This is a genomic window from Mesorhizobium delmotii (assembly GCF_900149755.1).
In the GTDB taxonomy this organism is placed as follows: domain Bacteria; phylum Pseudomonadota; class Alphaproteobacteria; order Rhizobiales; family Rhizobiaceae; genus Mesorhizobium; species Mesorhizobium delmotii.
Window position 1 is genome coordinate 1 of sequence record NZ_FUIG01000048.1, and the last position, 21,315, is coordinate 21,315.

The window sequence follows — 21,315 nt, forward strand, 5'->3', positions numbered from 1 at the left end:
CCATGCGGCGCGCCGCATGGCTAGTGTGGTCAACCCGCTTTCTGGATTGCCGGTTTTGGAGCTTGGTGCCGGGACTGGTGTCATCACCAGGGCCATCCTGGAAAGAGGCATCCAACCGCATCGGGTGACTTCGGTCGAATATTCCAAGGATTTTTATGATGGCCTGGTGCGACGCTTTCCGGGAGTGGATTTCCGCTTGGGCAATGCGTTTGCCCTGGAACAAACCCTGGGGGAGCGCCGGGAAAAATTCGATTGTGTCATAAGCGCAGTGCCGATGTTGAGCTTTCCGATGCAACAGCGCCTCACACTGCTCGAGGATTTGCTTGCACGAATCCCTGCCGGGCGACCTGTGATCCAAATCACCTACGGTCTTCTGTCACCGGTGCTCAAAATGCCCGACCGTTACATCGTCTCTCACTATGATTTCGTCGTTCGCAATGTTCCCCCCGCACAACTCTGGACCTATCAACGAGCAGTGTGACCACAGGCGACGCGGGCAACAGGTGGGCTTTCGGAATGCTTGTACAGGACTACAAAGCCGCCTGAACTTGGTGCTGGGGCCAGCCATTCGCGCCCTAGCCGGACCGCCTTCCATTCCGCATGTGAGGATCGATTTGATCGCAGCAGCGAGATGATGTTCGGCTAAAAGCATTGAGAGCGGCGAAGCTTCCGCTAACGCCTATATTTCTCCGGTATTTCGGAGATGCATTCCTCGAGACGCGCCAGGCGGAACTTCGCATTGCGAAGTTCATGTCCGGCTTCGAAACGTCGATGGCGTCCTTGAGGTGTGGCAGCTATGAGGTCGCGCTCCAGTTCCGCAACGCGCGCACGCGCCTGCCGAGCCTCGTCCTGACGCAACGCCTTGATCCATCCACGCCCGCGCATCGGTCTTCCTGCAGCACCCCAAAAGCCATGCGGGTTTATCCACCGAGACCCTAATTTCCGGCAAGCCGAAACGCTCGAAATTTAACTTCGGCTATTTAGCGAAGACAAAGAGGGCTCTTTGGAAAAAAGGCGCCGCTTGGAAGGTGTGCAACTACTCAATTCACCGGCTACGAAAACGTTCTAAGCAGATGGCATGCTCGCCAGCGGCAGCCTCTCCGCAGTCAAACCCGGCTTCGTGCCCGTCCTCAAACGGGAGAGCGGCTGATCAAATGCGCTGCCGGCCTGTCATGAACAGTTCGACAAGGGCAGCTTCAATCCTGGCGCAGTTGACCTACGGCGCAGCTCGGTTATGGCGGAGCACCCATGGCAGGCGCCGCTTCCATCGTTCACCTAGCCGCAGAGAAACATCTTTCTGCCAGCGCTTCTTCTTGCGAGTCCGTCTGCCTTCAGTCGGTGCGTTCGATGCCTCCGGAATCGGCGCATCTTCAACCCTCGGCGGCTTAGGAAGCGATACGTCGGGCATGACCATGTCCTTGACATCGGGTACTGCTTCACCAATGGCGGCCATGGGCTGAGAACGGCTATCTTCACAAGGAAAAATCGGCGCGCCAGCGTTAACTTCAATCTTGGCTTCCGCGACATCGTTCGTGATGGCGGCCAGGTCGATGCCGGCCCAGATTGACTGTGGCCGGTTCACGAGCCCACGCTTCTGTTTGATCTCGACGACAAAGGGTCGTTGCTGCTTCATAGTGCTCTCGGCGGACTTGGGGAGGTGCGAATGTCGTCTAGGCCGATCGCACGCGTCCGTCCACCCGCCCCCACGTCTTCTCCAACGGTTTTCGAAGACGTTGATGTCTTCGAAGCCACGACGCCAGCGGCTCACCGCCGACGTCCCGGCCCGCGCTCTCGATCTCCTGTCCTGCTTTCAGTGCGATCGCCACGACGATCATATGGCCCGCACAGCCGCCTTTGTTGTGCCCATCGCGCAGCCGCAGAAGATTCACAATGCAATGAAGATGGTGGCCGCCCCTGTTCATACCCCACGTTCCCTGAGTATATCAGGCGTGTCCAACGCGTTTTCTGAATCGATCACAGGTGACCGATTCATGCTGTTGATGGACCTGGATTTCACCTCCCGTTAGAAGTGCCGATCGAGGCTACGCTTCGGGCTGGTGCTTCGATCGTATTGTTCGCATGCGGTGGGCCCGTGGTGCCGGGTCGGCCCATCGCAATGTCTGACCTTTTCACTACTCTTTGCTTCGCGGCCGCTGAACGCCCAACGGCAGGTGCCAAGAATGGAGTTCGGCGATGGCTCCGAGAGAAGTCAGCACAGGAATTTGCCCTCAGCCTCTTGCACAGAGTTCATGCGCTGCACCCGGAGGGTGTCCTTGACTGGAGAATTCCTTGTGGACGTTCTGGACACCGCCGTCGGCAACCATGCGGCGAAGACAGCTTTGAAATTGCGCACCGATGGGCGGGCGTTCGCGCCGATCGATTTTGAACCAAGGTCGTGCCAAAGGAAAGGGCGGCGTTGCCGCCGCCCTTTCCGTATCTGAAGACTGATAGGTTGGATTAGAAACCCATGCCGCCCATGCCGCCCATGCCGCCGCCGGGCATGCCGCCCGGCATGCCGCCAGCGGACTCCTTCTTCGGAGCCTCCGCGATCATGGCTTCGGTGGTGACCAGCAGGCCGGCGACCGATGCCGCGTCCTGGAGAGCCGTGCGCACGACCTTCATCGGATCGACGATACCCATGGCGATCATGTCGCCATATTCGCCGGTCTGGGCGTTGAAGCCGTAGGTCGCGTCCTTGTTGTCGAGGATCTTGCCGGCGACGATCGAGGCTTCGGCGCCCGCGTTCGCTGCGATCTGACGGGCCGGAGCCTGCAGGGCGCGACGGACGATAGCGATGCCAGCGGTCTGGTCGGAGTTGACGCCTTCGGCCTTGATGGCCAGCGAAGCGCGCAGCAGCGCGACGCCGCCGCCGGCCACGATGCCTTCTTCAACGGCTGCACGCGTGGCGTTCAGCGCGTCGTCAACGCGGTCCTTCTTCTCCTTGACTTCGACTTCGGTCGCACCGCCGACGCGGATGACGGCAACGCCGCCGGCCAGCTTGGCGAGACGCTCCTGCAGCTTCTCCTTGTCGTAGTCCGAGGTGGTCTCCTCGATCTGCTGCTTGATCTGGGCGACGCGGCCCTGGATCTCAGCCTTCTTGCCAGCGCCGTCGACGATGGTGGTGTTCTCCTTGGAGATCGACACCTTCTTGGCGCGGCCGAGCATGTTGATGCCGACATTCTCGAGCTTGATGCCGAGGTCTTCGGAGATGACCTGACCGCCGGTCAGGATCGCGATGTCCTCAAGCATTGCCTTGCGGCGATCGCCGAAACCCGGAGCCTTGACGGCAGCGATCTTCAGGCCGCCACGCAGCTTGTTGACGACCAGCGTGGCCAGAGCCTCGCCCTCGACGTCTTCCGAGATGATGACCAGCGGCTTCGAGGTCTGCACGACAGCCTCGAGGATCGGCAGCATGGCCTGCAGGTTCGAGAGCTTCTTCTCGTGCAGGAGGATGTAGACATCCTCGAGCTCGGCCACCATCTTGTCCGGGTTGGTGACGAAGTAGGGCGAGAGATAGCCGCGATCGAACTGCATGCCTTCGACGACCTCGAGCTCGGTCTCGGCGGTCTTGGCTTCCTCGACCGTGATGACGCCTTCATTGCCGACCTTCTGCATGGCTTCCGCGATCATCGAGCCGACCGAAGCATCGCCATTGCCGGCGATGGTGCCGACCTGGGCAACTTCTTCCGAGGTCTTGATCTTCTTGGCGTTCTTGACGAGGTGGGCGACGACTTCGGTGACGGCCAGGTCGATGCCGCGCTTCAGGTCCATCGGGTTCATGCCGGCGGCAACGGCCTTGTGGCCTTCCTGCACGATCGACTGCGCCAGAACGGTCGCGGTGGTGGTGCCGTCGCCGGCGATGTCGTTGGTCTTCGAAGCGACTTCGCGGACCATCTGCGCGCCCATGTTCTCGAACTTGTCCTCGAGCTCGATTTCCTTGGCGACGGTGACGCCGTCCTTGGTGATGCGCGGGGCGCCGAACGACTTGTCAATGACGACGTTGCGGCCCTTGGGGCCAAGCGTCACCTTCACCGCATCGGCGAGGATGTTGACGCCGCGCAGCATGCGCTCGCGGGCGTCACGGGAGAATTTTACGTCTTTAGCAGCCATTATTTTGCTCCAGGGCATTTCGCCCGAAATTCAGATTGGATGGTGCGGATGAAAGGCGGCTGCGTGTCAGCCGATGATGCCCATAATGTCGGCTTCCTTCATGATCAGAAGGTCTTCGCCATTGAGCTTCACTTCGGTGCCGGACCACTTGCCGAACAGGATGCGGTCGCCAGCCTTGACGTCGAGCGGAACAAGCTTGCCCGCCTCGTCGCGCGCGCCGGAGCCGATGGCGATGATCTCGCCTTCCTGCGGCTTTTCCTTTGCGGTGTCGGGAATAATGATCCCGCCGGCGGTCTTTGCTTCGGACTCGACGCGGCGAACGACCACGCGGTCATGCAGCGGCCGGAAATTCGACTTTGCCATTTTTGGATGTCCCTGGTGCGGATGTTGAACGGTTCTCCGTTGCCGGAGTGCGGTTAGCACTCGCCAGTGGCGAGTGCTAGCGTGGCGGTGCAATAGGCCGTAGGCTCGTACAAGTCAAGGCGGACCAGGGGGCCGGCGAAGAGCAAAAGAGTTTTGGAATCGGCGCGGAAGCACCGACCCCTTTACGTGAGGAGGAAGCCCTGTTGCATCTCTCCTGCCAGTCGCTCGTCCTCCGGAAGGTCGAGAAGTCGATACTATCCATTCCAGTAGAAGTATCTCCGTGCCCAGGCTCTGACGCGATTTGAAAAAGCACCAGCCGTTGGCGGCGACCGCACAAACCGGTGCGCGCAATAATATTCCCACTGGCCGCGAATATTCGGATTGGTTTGACTTTCAAATCCATGGCTTCGGCGGCATTTCGAACAGCGCAGAATTCCACCTCGCCCCAGGGCTTACAAATGGCCTTTCGCCTCTTTGTTCCGATCCTTGCCGGTGCGACGCTACGCGAGCGGCTGCTCGCCTGCATCGGCGCCACCATTGGCATTGCGCTCACCGGCGTGATCAGCGGGCTCGCCATGGGCGGCGGCCCGCATGTGGCGCTGCTGGTGGCCCCGATGGGCGCCTCCGCCGTGCTGCTCTTTGCTGTGCCGTCGAGCCCGCTTGCGCAACCCTGGTCGATTATCGGCGGGAATTCGATCTCTGCATTGGTCGGCGTGACAGTGGCGCATTTCGTGCACGATCCGGTGATCGCGTCGGGCCTCGCTGTGGCGCTGGCGATCGCCACCATGTCGTTCACGCGCTGCTTGCACCCGCCGGGCGGTGCTGCGGCGCTGACTGCCGTGCTCGGCGGACCGGCCGTGGTCAGCGCCGGCTTCCTGTTCCCGTTCGTGCCGGTGGCGCTGAATTCGGCCGTACTGGTGGCGCTCGGCTTTATTTTCCACCTTCTGTCGCGGCGCAACTATCCGCAGGTCCACCTGGCCGCCGCAAACAATCACCGCACCGCGGACAGGCCGCCGGTAGAGCGTGTCGGCTTCCGGCCCGAGGACGTCGATGCGGCGCTCGCCGCTTTGGATGAAACCTTCGACATTGGCCGCGACGACCTCGAAAGGCTGCTGCACCAGGTCGAGTTGCAGGCGATGGTGCGCTCGCACCGAACGCTGCTTTGCCGGGACATCATGTCCTGCGACGTGATCTCGCTGCCGGAAACTGCCACCGCCGCCGAGGCGCGAAAGCAGCTTCTCGACCACAACATCCGCGCCTTGCCGGTGGTCGATGCGGACGGCCGGCTGGCCGGTGCCGTGGGGTTGCGCGAGCTGACGCAGACGACCGAAACGGTGAAGGGCGTGATCTCGAAGGCGGGCACCGCCTCGCCCGAGACGCCGGCGATGAGCCTGCTTCCCGTGCTCACCGACGGCCGCAGCCATGCGGTTGTCATCGTCGATGCCGAGCGGCGCATCCTCGGCCTGATCACCCAGACCGACCTGCTGGCGGCGGCGGCGCGCGTGCAGGTGGCAGACAAGTCGCCGCTCAAAGCATTGGCATAGCGGCCCTCCGAACATCGCAGGTTCGGGAACTTTTGCCGACAGGCGCATCCAATCCAGGGGCGAACCCTGTTTGAGTAGAGATCGGGTCGCGATGAGAAAGCCCGCAATTCCCACCGTCGCGCTTACAACGGCCGATGATGCCATGGCCGTTGAAATGGCGCTGGTGCGCGGCGCTTTTGAGGGTTTGCGCAAGATCGTCATCCCGGAAGAAGAAGAACCGGCAGCGAACGTGCCGGGCCGGTTTGCAAGCGGCGGAAGAGCGGGGCCGGAGTGGTGGTCGCCAAGCGGTTGTAATCGGAGAAGCTCGCAAAGGCCCGCCAGCATCTGGCGGCCGGTCTGAATGTCCGCGAAGCTGCCGATCGCGTGAAGATTGGCAAGACCGCACTCTACGAAGCGCTCAAAGCCGAGAAAATCAGCCGCCTCTACTGTCAAACCAGCATAATTCCGCGTCCGCTCTCAAAAGTCGGCCAGAATGGGCGTTTGCGGGAGCGGGAATTCTATAAAGCCAACCTAAGTTGGTAGGAAGCAGTTATGTACATAAGGAAAGCATGAATGGTTGAGAATAATTACGATGCATTTGCAACCGCCTATCAAGCAGACAATGAGGACAACGCTTGGAATGCCTATTACGAGCGGCCAGCAATTCTGTCGATGGTTGGCGATGTCAACGGACACCGGGTGCTCGATGCGGGATGCGGTGGTGGAGCGCATGCCGCAGCTCTCCTTGATCGAGGGGCAATACTGACGGGTATCGATTCGAGTGCGGGCTTATTGGAGATCGCGCAACGTCGCCTTGGAGGGCGCGCGCGATTGTTGTTAGCTGACCTCAACGAGGTGTTGCCCTTTGAAGATGGCGCTTTCGATCTGATCCTAGCTTCGCTTGTCATGCATTATTTGCCCGACTGGTCTCTGCCTCTCGTAGAGTTCAACCGTCTGCTGTCCGACGGCGGCCGTCTGGTGTTCTCCACACACCACCCTTTCATGGATCACCAGTCAGCCGGTCGCGACAATTACTTCGAAACTTATAGTTTCAACGAGACGTGGAAGCGCGACCGAAGGGATATCGAAATGCGCTTCTGGCATCGGCCACTCCACGCCACGTTTGACGCTCTCAAGTCGACCGGTTTTCAGATCGATGTGCTGAGCGAACCGCAACCCGATCCGCGCGCCCAGTCTCTCTTCCCAGATGCATACAATAGCCTGAGAACCAAGCCACGATTCATCTTTTTCTCAGCCGTGAAATTATGAACCCCGTACGATTGGTCGAGATACAGTGATTCCCGCAGCAGATTTCATCTTGTCCCGCAAACGGCGCACTCAAGGTGGAAAATCAGCCTTTTACGCCGTCAAGCGCAGTGTTCCATATCCGTTCTCAAATGTCGGACAGATTCACCACTTTCGTGTCGGGACCCCCTCTTGCCAATCATCGCCAAGAAAAAAACCCGCCGGACGGACCGGCGGGCGAGGCAGGAGGAAACTTCGGGCCTGGAAATATCAGGCGGCTAGGGCAGCCTTCGGCTCGGCCATTTCGTAGCCGAGCGCTTCGGCCACGGCGCGGTTGGTGATCCTGCCCTTGTGGACGTTGAGGCCGTTGCGCAGATGGTGGTCGTCGAGGATCGCCTTGATGCCCTTGTTGGCGAGCTGCAGGCCGTAGTGAAGCGTCGCATTGTTGAGCGCATGCGCCGAGGTGACCGGCACGGCGCCCGGCATGTTGGCGACGCAGTAGTGGATGATGCCGTCGACCTCATAGGTCGGGTCGGCGTGGGTGGTGGCGTGCGAGGTCTCGAAGCAGCCACCCTGGTCGATGGCGACGTCGACCAGCACCGCGCCCTTCTCCATGCCCGACAGCATTTCGCGCGTCACCAGCTTGGGAGCGGCCGCACCCGGAATCAGCACCGCGCCGACGATGATGTCGGCCAAGAAGCATTCGTCCTCGAGCGCTTCCACCGTCGAATAGCGGGTGTGGACGCGGCCGTTGAAGATGTCGTCGAGCTGACGCAGGCGTGGGATCGAGCGGTCGAGGATGGTCACGTCGGCGCCGAGGCCGACGGCCATTTTGGCCGCATTGAGGCCGACCACGCCGCCGCCGATAACCGCGACCTTGCCGGGCAGCACGCCGGGCACGCCGCCGAGCAGCACGCCGCGGCCGCCATTGGCCCTCTGCAGCGCGGTCGCGCCGGCCTGGATCGACCGGCGGCCTGCGACTTCCGACATCGGGGCGAGCAGCGGCAGTCCGCCGCGGTCGTCGGTCACGGTCTCGTAGGCGATTGCCGTGACGCCCGAGGCGAGCAGACCCTTGGTCTGCTCCGGATCCGGCGCGAGGTGGAGATAGGTGTAGAGGATCTGGCCTTCGCGCAGCTGCACCCATTCGCTGGGCTGCGGCTCCTTGACCTTGACGATCATGTCCGACTTCGCGAACACGTCGGCCGCGGTCCCGGCGATCGTTGCACCAGCGGCACGATATGCGTTGTCGTCGGCGCCGATGCCCGCGCCCGCGCCCGTCTCGACCAGAACTTCGTGGCCATGCGCGGAATATTCGCGCACCGCGCCCGGCGTCAGGCCGACGCGGTACTCGTGGTTCTTGATTTCCCGAGGGCAGCCGACGCGCATTTTGTTTCTCCTGATCCGGCCCTGTGGGCTCGTTCCCTGAATTGGTGGAGTGAACCACACATCGTTGCGGACGTGTTTGCGAATTCGCCTGCGCGAAAGGGCAAGTTTCGACATTTGTTGCGCGGAATAGCTGCATTTTCGCAGGATACACGAACAATGCCGCTCGACAGGATCGATATCGCCATTCTCGAGGCATTGCAGAAGGATGGGCGGATGCGCGCACCCAGATGGAGTCTGGCTTGAATCGCCATTGCTATGAAAGACGGCTTGGCGAAATATTCCTACTCGGCGTCGCCGCTCATGCTGGCGAAGTGCAGGACGGCGATTTACGGCTTCGGCGGCGGTGGGGTTTCTCTCACCACTACCTCGCCTCCCAAAGCCAACGCCAGACAGTCAGAATCTCTGTGCACGGTCGTTACTTCCACTTAGCAGCAGGCGGCAGTTGCTATCTGTCCGGCTCCGCGAGTCCTGCTCACGTCGCTTTGCCGACGGCTGCGTCCATTCCCATCTCTTCCTCGGAAGTGTCGTCGAACGAAGCGTAGTTCATGTTGTAGAGGCGGGCGTAGAGGCCCTTTCTTTCCATCAATTGCTCGTGGTTGCCGCTTTCGACGATCTCGCCGTTCTGCAGGACGATAATGCGGTCGGCGCCGCGGATGGTGGCCAGCCGATGGGCGATGACCAGCCCGGTGCGGCCTTCGAGCAGCTTCACCAGCGCCTTCTGGATCAGCATCTCGGTGTAGGAATCGATACTGGCCGTGGCTTCGTCAAGCACCAGGATCTTGGCGTCCGCCACCAGCGCGCGCGCGAAGCTGATCAACTGGCGCTGGCCGAGCGAGAGGTTGCCGCCGCGCTGCTCGAGTTCGGTGTCGTAGCCATCAGGCAAGTTCTCGATGAAGTCGTGCGCGCCGACGGCCAGTGCGGCGCGGACCACGTCCTCGCGGCTGGCCCCGGTTTTATGATAGCGGATGTTCTCCAGCACCGTTCCTGAGAACAGGAACGGCTCCTGCAGCACCATCGCCACCTGCTCGCCGAGCGAATCCTGCGTCAGGTCGCGGACATCATGCCCGCCCACCAGGACCTGACCCGACCAGACATCGTAGAAGCGATGCACCAGCGCCATGGAGCTGGATTTGCCCGATCCGGTCGGGCCGACCAGTGCTACGGTCTCGCCCGGATTGACGTGGAAGGAGACGTTCTTCAGCACCGGCAGGTTCTGCCGGTATCCGAAGGTGACGTTCCTGAACTCGACCGAGCCGTCCATGTCGCGCGACAGTCTAACCGCTCCGTCCTTGTCGCTGACGTCCACCGGCACGTCGAGCACTTCGGAGATGCGCTGGCCTGAGGCCATGGCGCGTTGCATGACGCTGTACTGCATGGTGAGCGAGCGGATCGGGTCGAAGAAGCGCTGGATGTAGAACAGGAACGCCACCATGACGCCGATGTCGAGGCTGTGCGACAGCACCATCGAGCCGCCCACGACGATGACTGTCGCCATGGCGAACCCGGTCAGCGTGTCGACGATCGGCACCATCACCTGCGCATACCTGGCCGACCTCAGATGGGCATTGAGATTGGCCAGCACCTTCTCGTCATAAAGATCGAAATTGACATGCTGGCGTTCCAGGCTCTGTACCGTGCGCACGCCATGGATGCCTTCAGCCAGCGCACCGTTGGCGATCGAGTTGGTTTCATGCGCCGCCATGAAGGCGACCTTGGCGCGCGGCAGCCAGAACAGGCGCACGATGAACAGCACCGGCATGGTCGACAGCGTCAGCAGCCCGAGCCGGAAATCGAGCCAGAGCAGGACACTGACGATGCCGAACAACAGCAAGATGTCGCCCACCGACATCACCGATGTTTCAAGGAATTCCTGCATCGAATTCACGTCGCCCTGCAGGCGCGACATCAGCCGGCCGACCTCGGTCTTGTCCATGAAGCTCAGCGAGACCCGCTGCAGGTGGCTGAACATGGCGCGGCGCAGGTCGGAGAGCACGTTTTCGGCCACCTTGCCGACGACGCTCTCCTGCACATAGCTGGCGCCGTAGTTGATAAGGATGATCGTCGCGAAGGCGCCCGTCGCCCAGATCATCACCCACCGGTCGAGCCTGCCCGCCGCCATGCCGTGGTCGATGGCATAGCGGATGACCAGCGGGATCGCCAGCTGCGTCAGCGTGAACACCAGGACCGCGGCGACCGAGATGAAAATCCGGCCCCGATAGGGTTTCACGAAGCTCCAGATGCGCCGCAGGATGCGCGGATCATAGGCCTTGCCGAAGACTTCTTCCTCGTCGCGGTGCGAGCCGACGACCGCCTTTGTCGGCCGCCCGCTGGTGTCTTCCTTCTCGTTGCCGCTATGTGTCGACATCACGCGGCTCCCGTTACGACGGGTCGGTCATCGTCCGGCCGCAGCTGCAGGTCGTAAAGGGCGCGGTAGCGTCCGCCGAGCGCCAGCAGTTCCTCATGCGTGCCGCGCTCGACGATCCGGCCGCCCTCCACGAACAGGATCTGGTCGGCATGCATCAGTGAACTCAGCCGGTGCGAGATGATGAGCGTCACGCGGTCCTTGGCGAAGCGTTTCATCGCTGCCCGGATCCGCTGCTCGGTGCCGGCGTCGATGGCAGCAGTGGAATCGTCGAAGACCAGCACCGATGGCCGCAGCATCAGGCTGCGGGCGATGGTCAGGCGCTGGCGCTGGCCGCCGGAAAGCGACGCGCCGCGTTCGCCAACGACTGTGGTGTAGCCCGCCGGGAGCCCGATGATGTAGTTGTGCAATTGGGCATACTCGGCGGCTTGCCCGATGCGGGTCTCGCGCGCCCATGGATTGCCGTAGGCGATGTTGTTCTCGATCGAGGTGGTGAACAGGAATGCGTCCTGCTGCACCACGCCGACCGCCTTGCGCAGCGATTGCAGCGTGACCTTGCTGATGTCCTGGCCATCGATGGTGATGGCACCTGACGTCACATCGTAGAAGCGCGGGATCAGGTGCGCGATGGTCGACTTGCCGCTGCCGGGCGGACCGACAATGCCGATGGTTTGGCCGGATCTTGCCTCGAAGGAGATCCCGGATAGCGTCGGGCGGCCAGCGCCCGCGTAGCGGAAGCCGACATCGTCGAAGCGCAGCACACCGTCGGTGACGACAAGATCCCTGGCGTCGGGCGCGTCCTCGATATCGAGTTCGGTGTCCAGCAGTTCGAACAGACGCGTGCCGCAGGTCGAAGCGCGGGCGAATGAATTGACCATCAGGCCGAGCTGGCGCACTGGCATCTGCAAGATGGTCATGAATGTGAGGAATTGGGCCAGCGTGCCGACGCTGATCTGGCCCGCAATCACCTTCTGGCCGCCGAACCAGAGCACCAAGCCCATGGCGGCGAGGAACGAGAAGTTCATGGCGCTCGTGTTGCTGACGCGGATGCCGACGCGCTGGTTGGCGAGGTCCAGCGCATCCTGCTTGGCGCGGTCGAACTTTTCCAGCTCATGCCGCTGCGCCGCAAAAGCACGCACGACACGGATGCCACCGAGGTTCTCATCCATCACCCGGCTCAGCACCGACAGCCGCTCTTGCAACGTCAGCCAGGTGCTGCGCAGCGCCAGCTGCGTGACCGAGGACCGCCAGGCGACGAACGGCACAAAGCTCAGGCTGAGCAGCCCGAGCACGAGATCGGTGCTGATCAGCAGATAAGCGCCGACGCCGATCAGCACGCCGAGCAGCACGACGCGCAGGATGCCAGTGGAGAAGAACATGCGCACGCCGTCGAGATCGAGCAGGCCGAGCGTGATGAGATCGCCGGTATGGACCCGGTCATGGAAGGAGAAGCTCAGGCGCTGGATCTTCTCATAGAAAGCCAGCCGCAGTTCATAGCCGGTCCGGTGGCCGACGGCCTCGCCATAGTAGTTCTGCGCCATAGTGAAGAGGCCGCGCAGGATGCTGACGACGAGCAGCGTGAGCGCCGTGGTCCACAGCGCGTGCTCTGCCGCAGGACCAGCACCAGCAGTCAAGACGCCCTGCGCCTGGTCGATGGCGCGTCCCAGCAAGCGTGGAATGAAAAGCTGCAGCGTCGCGGCAATGAAGGTCGAAACGATGGTGATGGCGACTTGCCAGGGATGGCGCAGCGTCATTCGCACGATACGCAGCAGGGTGCTGAGGCCTTTGCCCCAGGAGGCTTCCGCCACATGGACAAACGATTTGCCGCGCTTCGCCGCGCCGCTGGTTGCATCCGTACGCAAGGGAAATACCCAAACCAATCCGGACATTAGCCCGGACGAATGAAGCCGCGATGTTACGCGTGTCCGAGTTGACCGTTCAAGGGGCCAATGGCGGCATCGCACTATGCCTGAAAGGCGTGCAGCCATTGGTCGTCGCGATCGTCCGCGAAAGGCACCCCGGCGCGGCGAGCGCCTCACATCTCGGCCACGAAATTCGTCCGCAGATAGCGTCGAGACCTTCGATGCCGCTCTCCGAGCCATGGGAGCTCGGGCCGACATGCGGCAACGCCTATTTCGAGTTCGGATATTTCAAGCTCAGCCACTACTCTTACGCGGACTCCAAGACGGTTTAGCTCTCGCTATTGACGTGCGATTTGCCTCGCTTCCCTAAGACGTGTCAGCCGGGAAAAACGCCCACGACCAGTATTCCGGCCTCGCGGGCGGCCTCGACGAAAGCCTGTCGCGCAAATTCGGGCGGCTGCTCGCCCTTCAGGACCGCGATGCAGGCTTCGCGGGCCTGCTTGTGGCGCGGCCCCCAGTCCGTCGGCCAGCTGCGCAGAAGACACTCGGCCGCCGCTCGGGTGGAAGGGATATTGATCCTTTTGTCGCGCCCGCCCAATTCCACACGGACATAGCTCTTCCAACGCTTCGCATCCAAATCGCCCGCCAAGAGCTTCCCTCAGTTCACCAACGGTCTTGAAAGAAATCGTCCGGATGGTCCGACCAAGCCCGGCCTGCCGAATCCGTGGCGAGAATGCCGATCATTCTCGAAAAGGCAACAAAATGTCTTGCTGGCACCTGCCGAACCGGGGCCAAATCCATGCCAGGCCTACAGGGATAGGCTCGACAACGACATTTTTGCTGACCGTGCGGTCCTGAAAATGGTGTTGTTTCGGCGATTCGCTAGTGCATCAAGCCTGCCGATCGCAGGGCCTCCTCTATGACTTTTCGTAGCCCTGCGGCGGAGTCGGGCTTCTGAGAAGGTGGGGTGTTTGCACGTTTCTCAGAGTGAGGGACATTGGGAACCCCAACCTTGGGCGTCGAGAAAGCGCGCGCGAAACTGGCCGCGAGCGACTCGTTGTTGGCTCTTGCCGGCTTGACCTTCGCATCTCGCTCTACACACGGCTTCGCTACTCCCCAGAAGCGCGCGATATGCCGGGTAGAGGAGATACCGACGTTCAGCATGAACGGTCCCACAGCGCCCAGCGCGGCGTCGCCGGCCGTGTCAAGTGGCGTACCGTGGCCCATTCCGGCGATGCGATATTCCTCGATCAGTTCCTGCCCTTTGGCATTGCACCAGACGTGCCGTCGATGCCCATCCACCGTTTCTGATCGGGTAGGACGTGCATCGAGCCCGTGAATGGCCCGCCACTGGGCAATGATGGCATCAGCGTTGCAAGAAGCTACGGTTTGATCGGTGGAGCCGTGCCAGACCGATATAGAAGGCCAAGGACCCTTGTGCGGCGAGGCATCGCGCAGGGCCTTCTGTAATTGCCGCTCAGAGGGCGCGCCATGACCGCGCATGCGGTCGAAGGCCTCAGGGATTGTCTTTGCGCTCCCGTAGGGCAGGCCGGCGATGATCGCGCCGCCTGCAAAAACCTCCGGGTAGCAAGCCAGCATCACCGATGTCATGGCGCCTCCGGCGGAGAGGCCGGTGATTAAGATACGTCCACGGTCGAGGCCATATTCGACGACAACCGCCTCAATCATCTGGCGGATGGAAAGGGCCTCTCCGCCGTTCCGCTTTGTATCGCTGGGCACGAACCAGTTGAAGCACAGGTTGGGATTGTTGGCGCGTTGCTGCTCGGGAAATAGCAGGGCAAAACCTTCCTGATCGGCAAGTTGCGACCAGCCGGAGCCATCGTCGTAGCCAGCCCCGGTCTGCGTGCAGCCATGCAGCACCACGACGAGAGGCGCCGCTTCAGGCAGATCATCCGGAACATAGATTCTCGCCCGCAAGGCGCCCGGATTGGAGCCGAAATCGCCCAGATCCGATAACCGATCGTGGCCTTGGCCATTGCTCTGAAAACCCGGACCGGCGCGCAATGCCGCAAGGCGGGTGATCGTGTCGGAGATTTTTCGCAAATCGGTATTCCTTGTTTCGGCCGCCAAAATGGCGGCAGCGCTGCGCACAACGCACATGCAGCGATATCGTTGCTGCACTGCACAATAACAAGTTTTCATTCGAACGGTTGCGTAGCGCCTCCAGGTCACCTCCCGCTTCCGCCAGACGGGGGCTGCCGAACCCCGCGGGTGAGGGCCTCCTCTTCACCCGCCGCGAGGCCATCTGATAGCAGTCCAGCACTTCCTCGACAGACCCCCCTCTTCTTCGGCCAACAGCACATAGGCCTCCGCGCACAACGGCCAGATTTTGAGCGTTTTCTTGGCCAGCGTATTACGCTTGCTGCGACTGGTCGCTTCCCAAGCCTGATACATGATGCGTTGCGCAGCGTCCGTCGGGTCGCTCCCACGCCGCCCATTCACAAAACTGACTCCTTGGGCTAAAGGGAGCGTAGAGAAATCTCCGGTCGCAGCCTACCCGGTCAAAACAAGGACTCAAAACGCATGAAAACTCTTGTCATCTGCTCCGGCGGATTGGACTCCGTTTCGCTTGCTCACAAGGTGGCGACGGAACACGATCTTGCCGGCCTCCTATCCTTCGATTACGGCCAGCGGCACAGGAAGGAACTGGACTTTGCTGCCCTGTGTGCGAAGCGACTGAACGTCCCGCACAAGATCATCGACATCCGCGAAATTGGCCGCAGCCTTTCCGGTTCAGCGCTGACCGACGATCTGGACGTGCCGGACGGGCATTATGCCGAAGACACGATGAAGATCACCGTGGTGCCAAACCGGAACGCCATCATGCTGGCGATTGCCTTCGGCGTCGCCGCTGCGCAGAAGGCCGACGCGGTGGCGACGGCCGTACATGGAGGGGATCACTTCATCTATCCCGATTGTCGTCCGGCCTTCATCGACGCGTTCCAGGCGATGCAGGATCTTGCGCTGGACGGCTATGCCGAGATTCGCCTTTACGCTCCTTACGTGAATCTGTCGAAAGCCGAGATTGTGGCGGACGGAGCAAGGCTCAACACGCCATTTGCCCAGACCTGGTCCTGCTACAAGGGTGGCGAGCGTCACTGCGGGCGGTGCGGCACTTGCGTCGAGCGGCGCGAGGCGTTCCACGTGGCAGGGTACCCGGATCCCACCGATTACGAGGATCCCGCCTTCTGGCTCGACGCCCTTCAGGCCAGGAGGGCGTGATGTACCGCATCACCAAGGAATTTCACTTCTCGGCCTCGCATCAGCTCACCTCACTGCCGCGCGAGCATCAGTGCGCCCGTCTACACGGGCACAACTACATCGTCCAAGTAGAGCTTTCGGCGAGGGAATTGAGCCAACATGGCTTCGTGCGAGACTATCACGACCTGGCGGCACTCAAGCACTATATAGACGAGACGTTGGACCACCGGCATCTCAACGATGTTCTGGGAAATGACCATGTCACGGCGGAATGTCTGGCCAAGCACTTCTACGACTGGTGCAAGGCGCAGCTACCCGAAACCTCGGCCGTGCGCGTGAGCGAAACGCCGAAAACCTGGGCGGAATACCGGCCATGACCGCGCCCCATACGGCAATTCGCGTGAGCGAGATCTTCGGGCCGACGATCCAGGGCGAAGGCATGCTGATCGGCCTGCCGACGGTATTCGTTAGGACAGGCGGCTGCGATTATCGCTGTTCCTGGTGCGACAGCTTGTATGCCGTGGACAGCCGCTTTCGCCATGAATGGGAAATGATGTCCACTGATGCGCTCTGGCAAAAGGTCGTTGCGCTTTCCGGCGGCCGGCCGGTAATGGTATCGCTCTCAGGCGGCAATCCGGCGATTCAGCCGCTCGGCGCGCTGCTCGATCGAGGGCATCGCGACGGCTACCGTTTTGCGCTGGAAACCCAAGGTTCCGTTGCCAGGAACTGGTTTGCCGAGCTTGACGTACTGGTTCTCAGCCCAAAACCGCCGTCAAGCGAAATGGCAACGGATTGGGCTGCGTTCGACGCTTGCGTCGAGGCGGCGCGAGGAAGGCCGCAAATCGCGCTCAAGCTCGTCGTTTTCGACGACACGGACTATGCCTATGCCAGAGATGCCGCCGCGCGCTATCCGCGACTGCCGGTGTATCTGCAGCCCGGCAATCACACGCCGCCGCGCCCCGGTGACGAAAACGCGCCTATCGATATGAACGGCGTAATGAAACGCATGGAATGGCTGGTCGAAGAGGTGACCCGCGACAGGTGGTTTGATGCCCGCGTGCTGCCGCAGCTTCATGTTCTGCTCTGGGGCAACAAAAGGGGCGTCTAGTCCCTATGATTGCAGGGGCTGAGATTAGCCCGTCATCCGATATGCAACGGTACGAGGGCCGGCTGCGGCGGAACCGTTTTGCCAACCATTCGCATGGTTTCCTGTCCCAGGACGGCGGGGCCGAGATCGCGAAACGGTCGCGTGAGCAGCTTTCGCGCTACGAGAAGCTCACCTGGTACGACGGAACGGCCGACGGGTGAGGGGTGCCGCGACGCTTTCGGCGTCCTACTCGCCGACGGGCGCTCGGCGGAGGGCCGTGGAATCTTTTTCGTTGCCAGCGTTTCAGATACGCTGCCAACGGTTGAGGGGCTGGCGGAGAGATGGGGCAAAAGCGTTTTCCGCTGACACCAGGCGCTTCGTCTGCCCGAATGGGGAGGCGTGAGCGCCCGCTGCTTTGCCCTCAATACCCATTTTTCCATAGTAATTGCATATGTGGGTGCTACGAAGGTCCGAATTGGGAAACTAAAACAAATCGGGCGAGGCTTGATCATGTCGACCGCTAGCCGAGGGAAATCGCCCGCACAGCTTTTCCGCCATCTATCAGCAAAGTGGCCTGCGGCCTTCAATCCGAAAGCGCCCAGGCCGCTCAAGATCGGCATCCATCATGACATTCGCGTGCTTGACGGCGAACTGTCTGATGATGAATTGAGGAGAGCCCTGCTCGCCTATACCAGGATGGCCAAATACTTGGCGAGACTGGATGCCGGCGCCGCGCGGGTCGATCTCGATGGCAAGCCCGCCGGCGAGGTCTCGGATGAGGACGCGGCGACCGCCAAGGCTTTGCTGAGCGCTCGCAAGGACAAGCAAGAGACCAAGCAAACGCCGGAGCCAAGGGCAGAGCCTGAAGCGCCACCCAAACCGAAACCGAAGCAAACGACCGTGTTCAAGGCGAAGAATACGGCCGACAGCCCGACCGGAATAGTCGTTGAGACGAAGCGTCGCCGGTCATTCCGAAGGCCGATGGCTTGATCGCCGCTGAGCGATGTTCACGGGAGCAGACATGGAAGGTGCCGGTGATCCGCTCGCGCAGCGCGCGCCGAATTCGGCTGGACCGGCGCCAAGGCGCTGGTGCGGGACGGCCTGTTCTGGAGGTGATCGCCAGCCGTTCTGTTTCCCTCGGCAATGTCGATAGCGGTTTTGGAGCTCAATCTTTGTCCGGCACTGGAATGTCCCAGCCACTTCCCAAGCGCGTGTGCTCCCCGACATGATCCATTTCGTCAGCCTTCGAACTGCAGGCGCAGGGCCCACTCGGGGAAATCAATCAGCGGATTTCGATTGCCTTGAAGGACGTAGATCGCCGCATTGCGATGTTTTTCCCACTCGTCGGGAGCATGTTGTGCATGCCAGGCCAAAAGTGTTTTCAGCCGCTGGCCGGCATAGCGCCTGCCGACATAGCCGGCATGTCGGAGCATGAAATAGAGCGTCGCCCGCGCAACTGCGCCCTTCCCACCTTTGGGCTCGAAGGCGTCGTCTTCGACCCGCCCGCAATCCTGCATCGTTCTTTCGAACTCGTGCTGGACCAGCGGGTAGTTCGAGCGGAAGCTGTTGCAGCGCGGCTCGCACGAGAAGAGATGGTGAAGGTCGCCGCGCATCGGCTCCTTCTTGCCGAACCAGCTTTGCGGCACGACATGCTCGCAATTGTACTGGAACTGCGCTTCCAGAATTGCTTCCATCTCCACTTCGGCGTCGGCTTGGATGAAGTATTCGGGTGTGGCTTCAAAGCCGGAATAGATGCTCTGCACCATCGCGTTCGGACGGACGTCGACCCACGGATAGACGTGCTTTGAAGGCTCGTAGTTTAAGGGCGTGGTGTGGGTTTGCTTCAGAGTCCCGGCCACTGTTTGGGTGAAGCCCGCCGTACCCGCCGAAATCCCGGTCCAATACGCCTCGCGGACCACCGCATCGGCGGCCGCGTCATAGTAGGTGCTCCTGTCGGCAAGCCGTGCCCGAGCTTCCGCCAGTGTCCGAGCCCCGGCCGCCGGCTCGTTGCGCCGGCGCAGACCGCGCGACAGGCGCCGCGCCTCGTCTTCGGTCAATGGCTGGCCGACGGACGGCGCGGCATCCGCTGGCGCTGTGGCGGCCAGACGCAAGAGGATCGGGCGGTGATCGGAGACTTCCAGGAATCGGTCGATGGTTCGGTCGAGCGCGACGATCATGAAATCCCGGCCGTCCGGCACGAGATTGGGCGAGATGAAGACATGGTCGATCAGAGACTTGAAGGGCGCCTTGACGTAGGTGATCTGCTTGTCCGAAGCATCTTGTGCGGTAAGCGCGGTCAGGCCGACGGAGGTCAGCGCGTCGAGGTCTCCGGACGCCAAGGTCGCATTGGCGTCGCCGCCGATGATCCAGTCGTTGTCGAAGCCGGGGTCCTGGGCGAGCTCGGCGACAGCTTCGGCGAGCAGGCGCGCCGCCATCTGCCGGCGCAGGCTGCCCTCGTCCTTGGCCTTCAGATGGATGGGGACGAGGTTGAACGTGGAATCCATGCCGTGGATCTTCGCCGTCACCTCGTACAGCGCCGGATAGCGGTCGAACACCTTGCCGTGGACGGCCTCGAGGCCGAGATCATCGAATTGACGGCTGTCAACCTGGAACCAGCGCTCGACCTTTTCAGGCCAGGTTTTCGCCGCCACCCCGACCGAGCTCTTGTTCCACATTACCGTCGTGATCTGTCGCTCCGAAGCGGCGTCCTGGCTGGCGAGCACCCCCCAGGACTTGGTCTGATAGCTGGTTTCCAAATGCCGGGCCAAAGCCTCGGTTGCTTCGAGGCTCGATTCCACGAACACCCAGACGTCGAGGTTCATTTCGACAATGATACGCGCGACGGAATCAAGCTTGTCCTGCCAGCGCTTGTTGAACCATTCGATGTTCCAGAATCCGATATCGAGATCCTGATCGTCGCCGTTGTAGGCATCGACGACCCGCTCCATACCGCTGTCGTTCTGGACAACCGCGCGACCGAGGGTGCCGAAGAACCCGGCCAGTTCATCCGTGCCCGCGAAAAGTTCGAGAAGCCGCGCCGCATCTGCGTTGCCGGTTTGTGCCTCGAGTTCCAGAGCAGCGGCGATCGCCGAGAACTTGATGCCTTCGTTCGACTTGTCTTTCGCCGCATGGTGAAGCGCCACGAGCTCCCAACCGTCATTCATCACCGGCGCGCCCGAACTGCCCGCCTCGGTGTCGGACTCGTAGTGGATGACCTGGGTGTTTTGGAACACCACCGTGTTGTTGCGGATCGCGACTTCCTTGAGGCGTCCATTTGGGTGCTGGATGACATTCAGCTTGTCTTCGTCAGCCACCACAAAGGCCTGCCGCAGAAGCGGAATGCTGCCGAAGGTCGAGCCGGGTTGGCCTTCGACGGCGACAAACGTGACATCGAGACCGCCCTTGCCGCCGGTGGCGACGACCGGGCTAGTCCAGAAAAGGAGATCGGGACGCAGGCGGAAAGTTGAGACCTGTCGCACACTCCCGTCGGTAAGAGCCGCGAAATCGAAGAGCGCGCGACTGCGGGCGGCGACCTCCTTGCTGTTGAGGACGTGATGGTTGGTGCACAGTATACCCGGCGCGACCAGAAAACCGGACCCGCTCCAGGTGCCGGAGCGCCCTTTGTAGTCGACACCAGAAGCGTCGGTCTTGCAGACGGCGCGCGAGCGAGCTGCACCTTCCTCCAGCCACCAGGCCGGGCGTAGATCGTTGGAGCCGACAACCTGTTCCAGGGTGACGGACAGCTGCTCGAACATGGTGCTGGCGTCGGCCGGCAGACCTTCGAACTTCGGGCTGCGAAGGCGTCGGGTCTTCTGGACATCACCGGGCAGGATGGCCAGATCCTTGATGCCCCAGTTCGCAGCGCTCTTGGGCACGGGGCCGGCGTCGGGCCGTTCCACCGCCATTTGCTGCTCGAACGAAAGATTTGCTTCTTGCACTGAATCCGCCATCTGGTCCCCCGAATCAGAAGTGATGCGCAACCTATAGTCGTCGGAAACGACGGAAATGTTACCGTTGTGCAGATGGTCGGCTAAACCGCTACATCAGCTTGGACTATCCCAGGTGCGCCCCGGCGTTCTTGAACGATTTCGCAAAGATGTCACGAGCCTGCAATCGCAGCGTCATTTCCCGGTCGTATGCCATCGGAAAGCAACC

General features: G+C 61.6%; 21 protein-coding genes. 11 read left to right on the forward strand and 10 right to left on the reverse strand.

All coding sequences use genetic code 11. The features are described 5' to 3' along the window. A partial coding sequence (pmtA, locus tag BQ8482_RS29360) for a phospholipid N-methyltransferase PmtA (protein WP_123150798.1) occupies positions 1 to 481 on the forward strand: 481 nt, incomplete at its 5' end. A gap of 735 nt (positions 482 to 1,216) precedes the next feature. Here the strand turns inward: pmtA and BQ8482_RS29370 are convergent. Continuing rightward, positions 1,217 to 1,633, reverse strand: a complete 417-nt coding sequence (locus BQ8482_RS29370; protein ID WP_123150800.1) for a hypothetical protein — start codon at positions 1,631 to 1,633, stop codon at positions 1,217 to 1,219. Positions 1,634 to 1,736: 103 nt separating this feature from the next. Here BQ8482_RS29370 and BQ8482_RS29375 point away from each other — a divergent pair, with 103 nt between their 5' ends. Continuing rightward, on the forward strand, positions 1,737 to 2,027 hold the full coding sequence (locus BQ8482_RS29375; protein ID WP_123150801.1) for a hypothetical protein: 291 nt from the start codon (positions 1,737 to 1,739) through the stop codon (positions 2,025 to 2,027). Between the two features lie 430 nt (positions 2,028 to 2,457). On the opposite strand, the gene groL is transcribed toward BQ8482_RS29375, so the two are convergent. Together groL and groES are read right to left on the reverse strand one after the other, a co-directional pair. Then, positions 2,458 to 4,110 carry a chaperonin GroEL gene (gene groL / locus BQ8482_RS29380; RefSeq protein ID WP_123150802.1) on the reverse strand — a complete coding sequence of 551 codons (1,653 nt, stop codon included), beginning with the start codon at positions 4,108 to 4,110 and terminating at the stop codon, positions 2,458 to 2,460. Between the two features lie 66 nt (positions 4,111 to 4,176). After that, positions 4,177 to 4,473: a co-chaperone GroES gene (gene groES / locus BQ8482_RS29385; RefSeq protein WP_123150803.1), complete on the reverse strand. Its 297-nt coding sequence runs from the start codon at positions 4,471 to 4,473 to the stop codon at positions 4,177 to 4,179. A 458-nt stretch (positions 4,474 to 4,931) separates the two neighbouring features. Here groES and BQ8482_RS29390 point away from each other — a divergent pair, with 458 nt between their 5' ends. The 3 genes from BQ8482_RS29390 to BQ8482_RS29400 all read left to right on the forward strand — a co-directional run bounded on the left by BQ8482_RS29390 (position 4,932) and on the right by BQ8482_RS29400 (position 7,265). After that, on the forward strand, positions 4,932 to 6,017 hold the full coding sequence (locus tag BQ8482_RS29390) for an HPP family protein (protein WP_123150804.1): 1,086 nt from the start codon (positions 4,932 to 4,934) through the stop codon (positions 6,015 to 6,017). Positions 6,018 to 6,159: 142 nt separating this feature from the next. Beyond that, positions 6,160 to 6,357 carry a hypothetical protein gene (locus BQ8482_RS40740; protein WP_165848757.1) on the forward strand — a complete coding sequence of 66 codons (198 nt, stop codon included), beginning with the start codon at positions 6,160 to 6,162 and terminating at the stop codon, positions 6,355 to 6,357. 212 nt (positions 6,358 to 6,569) lie between these two features. Further along, a complete protein-coding gene (locus BQ8482_RS29400) occupies positions 6,570 to 7,265 on the forward strand; it encodes a class I SAM-dependent methyltransferase (RefSeq protein WP_123150805.1) in 696 nt (231 codons plus the stop codon). Positions 7,266 to 7,511: 246 nt separating this feature from the next. Here the strand turns inward: BQ8482_RS29400 and ald are convergent, their stop codons facing one another. From ald to BQ8482_RS29420, 3 genes are all read right to left on the reverse strand, one after another. Continuing rightward, positions 7,512 to 8,627, reverse strand: coding sequence for an alanine dehydrogenase (ald, locus tag BQ8482_RS29405; protein WP_123150806.1), 1,116 nt, complete (start codon positions 8,625 to 8,627; stop codon positions 7,512 to 7,514). Positions 8,628 to 9,099: 472 nt separating this feature from the next. Then, positions 9,100 to 10,992 carry an ABC transporter ATP-binding protein gene (locus BQ8482_RS29415; RefSeq protein WP_123150808.1) on the reverse strand — a complete coding sequence of 631 codons (1,893 nt, stop codon included), beginning with the start codon at positions 10,990 to 10,992 and terminating at the stop codon, positions 9,100 to 9,102. After that, the gene (locus BQ8482_RS29420; protein WP_425294147.1) at positions 10,992 to 12,878 is read right to left on the reverse strand and encodes an ABC transporter ATP-binding protein; all 1,887 of its coding nucleotides are present in this window, start codon (positions 12,876 to 12,878) and stop codon (positions 10,992 to 10,994) included. Before BQ8482_RS29420 ends, BQ8482_RS29415 begins: the two co-directional genes overlap by 1 nt. A 32-nt stretch (positions 12,879 to 12,910) precedes the next feature. Between BQ8482_RS29420 and BQ8482_RS29425 the strand changes: the two genes are divergently transcribed. Then, positions 12,911 to 13,183, forward strand: a complete 273-nt coding sequence (locus BQ8482_RS29425) for a hypothetical protein (RefSeq protein WP_133254860.1) — start codon at positions 12,911 to 12,913, stop codon at positions 13,181 to 13,183. 44 nt (positions 13,184 to 13,227) lie between these two features. Here the strand turns inward: BQ8482_RS29425 and BQ8482_RS29430 are convergent, their stop codons facing one another. The 3 genes from BQ8482_RS29430 to BQ8482_RS39670 all read right to left on the reverse strand — a co-directional run bounded on the left by BQ8482_RS29430 (position 13,228) and on the right by BQ8482_RS39670 (position 15,314). Next, entirely contained in the window at positions 13,228 to 13,488 is a 261-nt protein-coding gene (locus BQ8482_RS29430; RefSeq protein WP_165848758.1) for a DUF982 domain-containing protein, read from the reverse strand. Between the two features lie 245 nt (positions 13,489 to 13,733). After that, a complete protein-coding gene (locus BQ8482_RS29435; RefSeq protein WP_123150837.1) occupies positions 13,734 to 14,915 on the reverse strand; it encodes an extracellular catalytic domain type 1 short-chain-length polyhydroxyalkanoate depolymerase in 1,182 nt (393 codons plus the stop codon). A 183-nt stretch (positions 14,916 to 15,098) separates the two neighbouring features. After that, the gene (locus BQ8482_RS39670) at positions 15,099 to 15,314 is read right to left on the reverse strand and encodes a hypothetical protein (protein ID WP_123150812.1); all 216 of its coding nucleotides are present in this window, start codon (positions 15,312 to 15,314) and stop codon (positions 15,099 to 15,101) included. 81 nt (positions 15,315 to 15,395) lie between these two features. Here BQ8482_RS39670 and queC point away from each other — a divergent pair, with 81 nt between their 5' ends. The 5 genes from queC (at position 15,396) to BQ8482_RS29460 (ending at position 18,150) form a co-directional block, all read left to right on the forward strand. Next, complete coding sequence (gene queC / locus BQ8482_RS29445; protein ID WP_123150813.1) at positions 15,396 to 16,094, forward strand: 7-cyano-7-deazaguanine synthase QueC; 699 nt, start codon at positions 15,396 to 15,398, stop codon at positions 16,092 to 16,094. Further along, the gene (gene queD, locus BQ8482_RS29450) at positions 16,094 to 16,450 is read left to right on the forward strand and encodes a 6-carboxytetrahydropterin synthase QueD (protein WP_123150814.1); all 357 of its coding nucleotides are present in this window, start codon (positions 16,094 to 16,096) and stop codon (positions 16,448 to 16,450) included. Before queC ends, queD begins: the two co-directional genes overlap by 1 nt. Then, positions 16,447 to 17,181: a 7-carboxy-7-deazaguanine synthase QueE gene (gene queE / locus BQ8482_RS29455; RefSeq protein WP_123150815.1), complete on the forward strand. Its 735-nt coding sequence runs from the start codon at positions 16,447 to 16,449 to the stop codon at positions 17,179 to 17,181. Before queD ends, queE begins: the two co-directional genes overlap by 4 nt. 41 nt (positions 17,182 to 17,222) lie before the next feature. After that, positions 17,223 to 17,381 carry a hypothetical protein gene (locus BQ8482_RS38405; protein ID WP_165848759.1) on the forward strand — a complete coding sequence of 53 codons (159 nt, stop codon included), beginning with the start codon at positions 17,223 to 17,225 and terminating at the stop codon, positions 17,379 to 17,381. A 289-nt stretch (positions 17,382 to 17,670) separates the two neighbouring features. Next, positions 17,671 to 18,150 carry a ProQ/FINO family protein gene (locus BQ8482_RS29460; RefSeq protein WP_123150838.1) on the forward strand — a complete coding sequence of 160 codons (480 nt, stop codon included), beginning with the start codon at positions 17,671 to 17,673 and terminating at the stop codon, positions 18,148 to 18,150. 248 nt (positions 18,151 to 18,398) lie between these two features. Here BQ8482_RS29460 and BQ8482_RS38410 read toward each other — a convergent pair whose 3' ends face one another. Next, positions 18,399 to 21,098, reverse strand: a complete 2,700-nt coding sequence (locus BQ8482_RS38410) for an endonuclease (RefSeq protein ID WP_165848760.1) — start codon at positions 21,096 to 21,098, stop codon at positions 18,399 to 18,401. Positions 21,099 to 21,315: the final 217 nt, after the last annotated feature.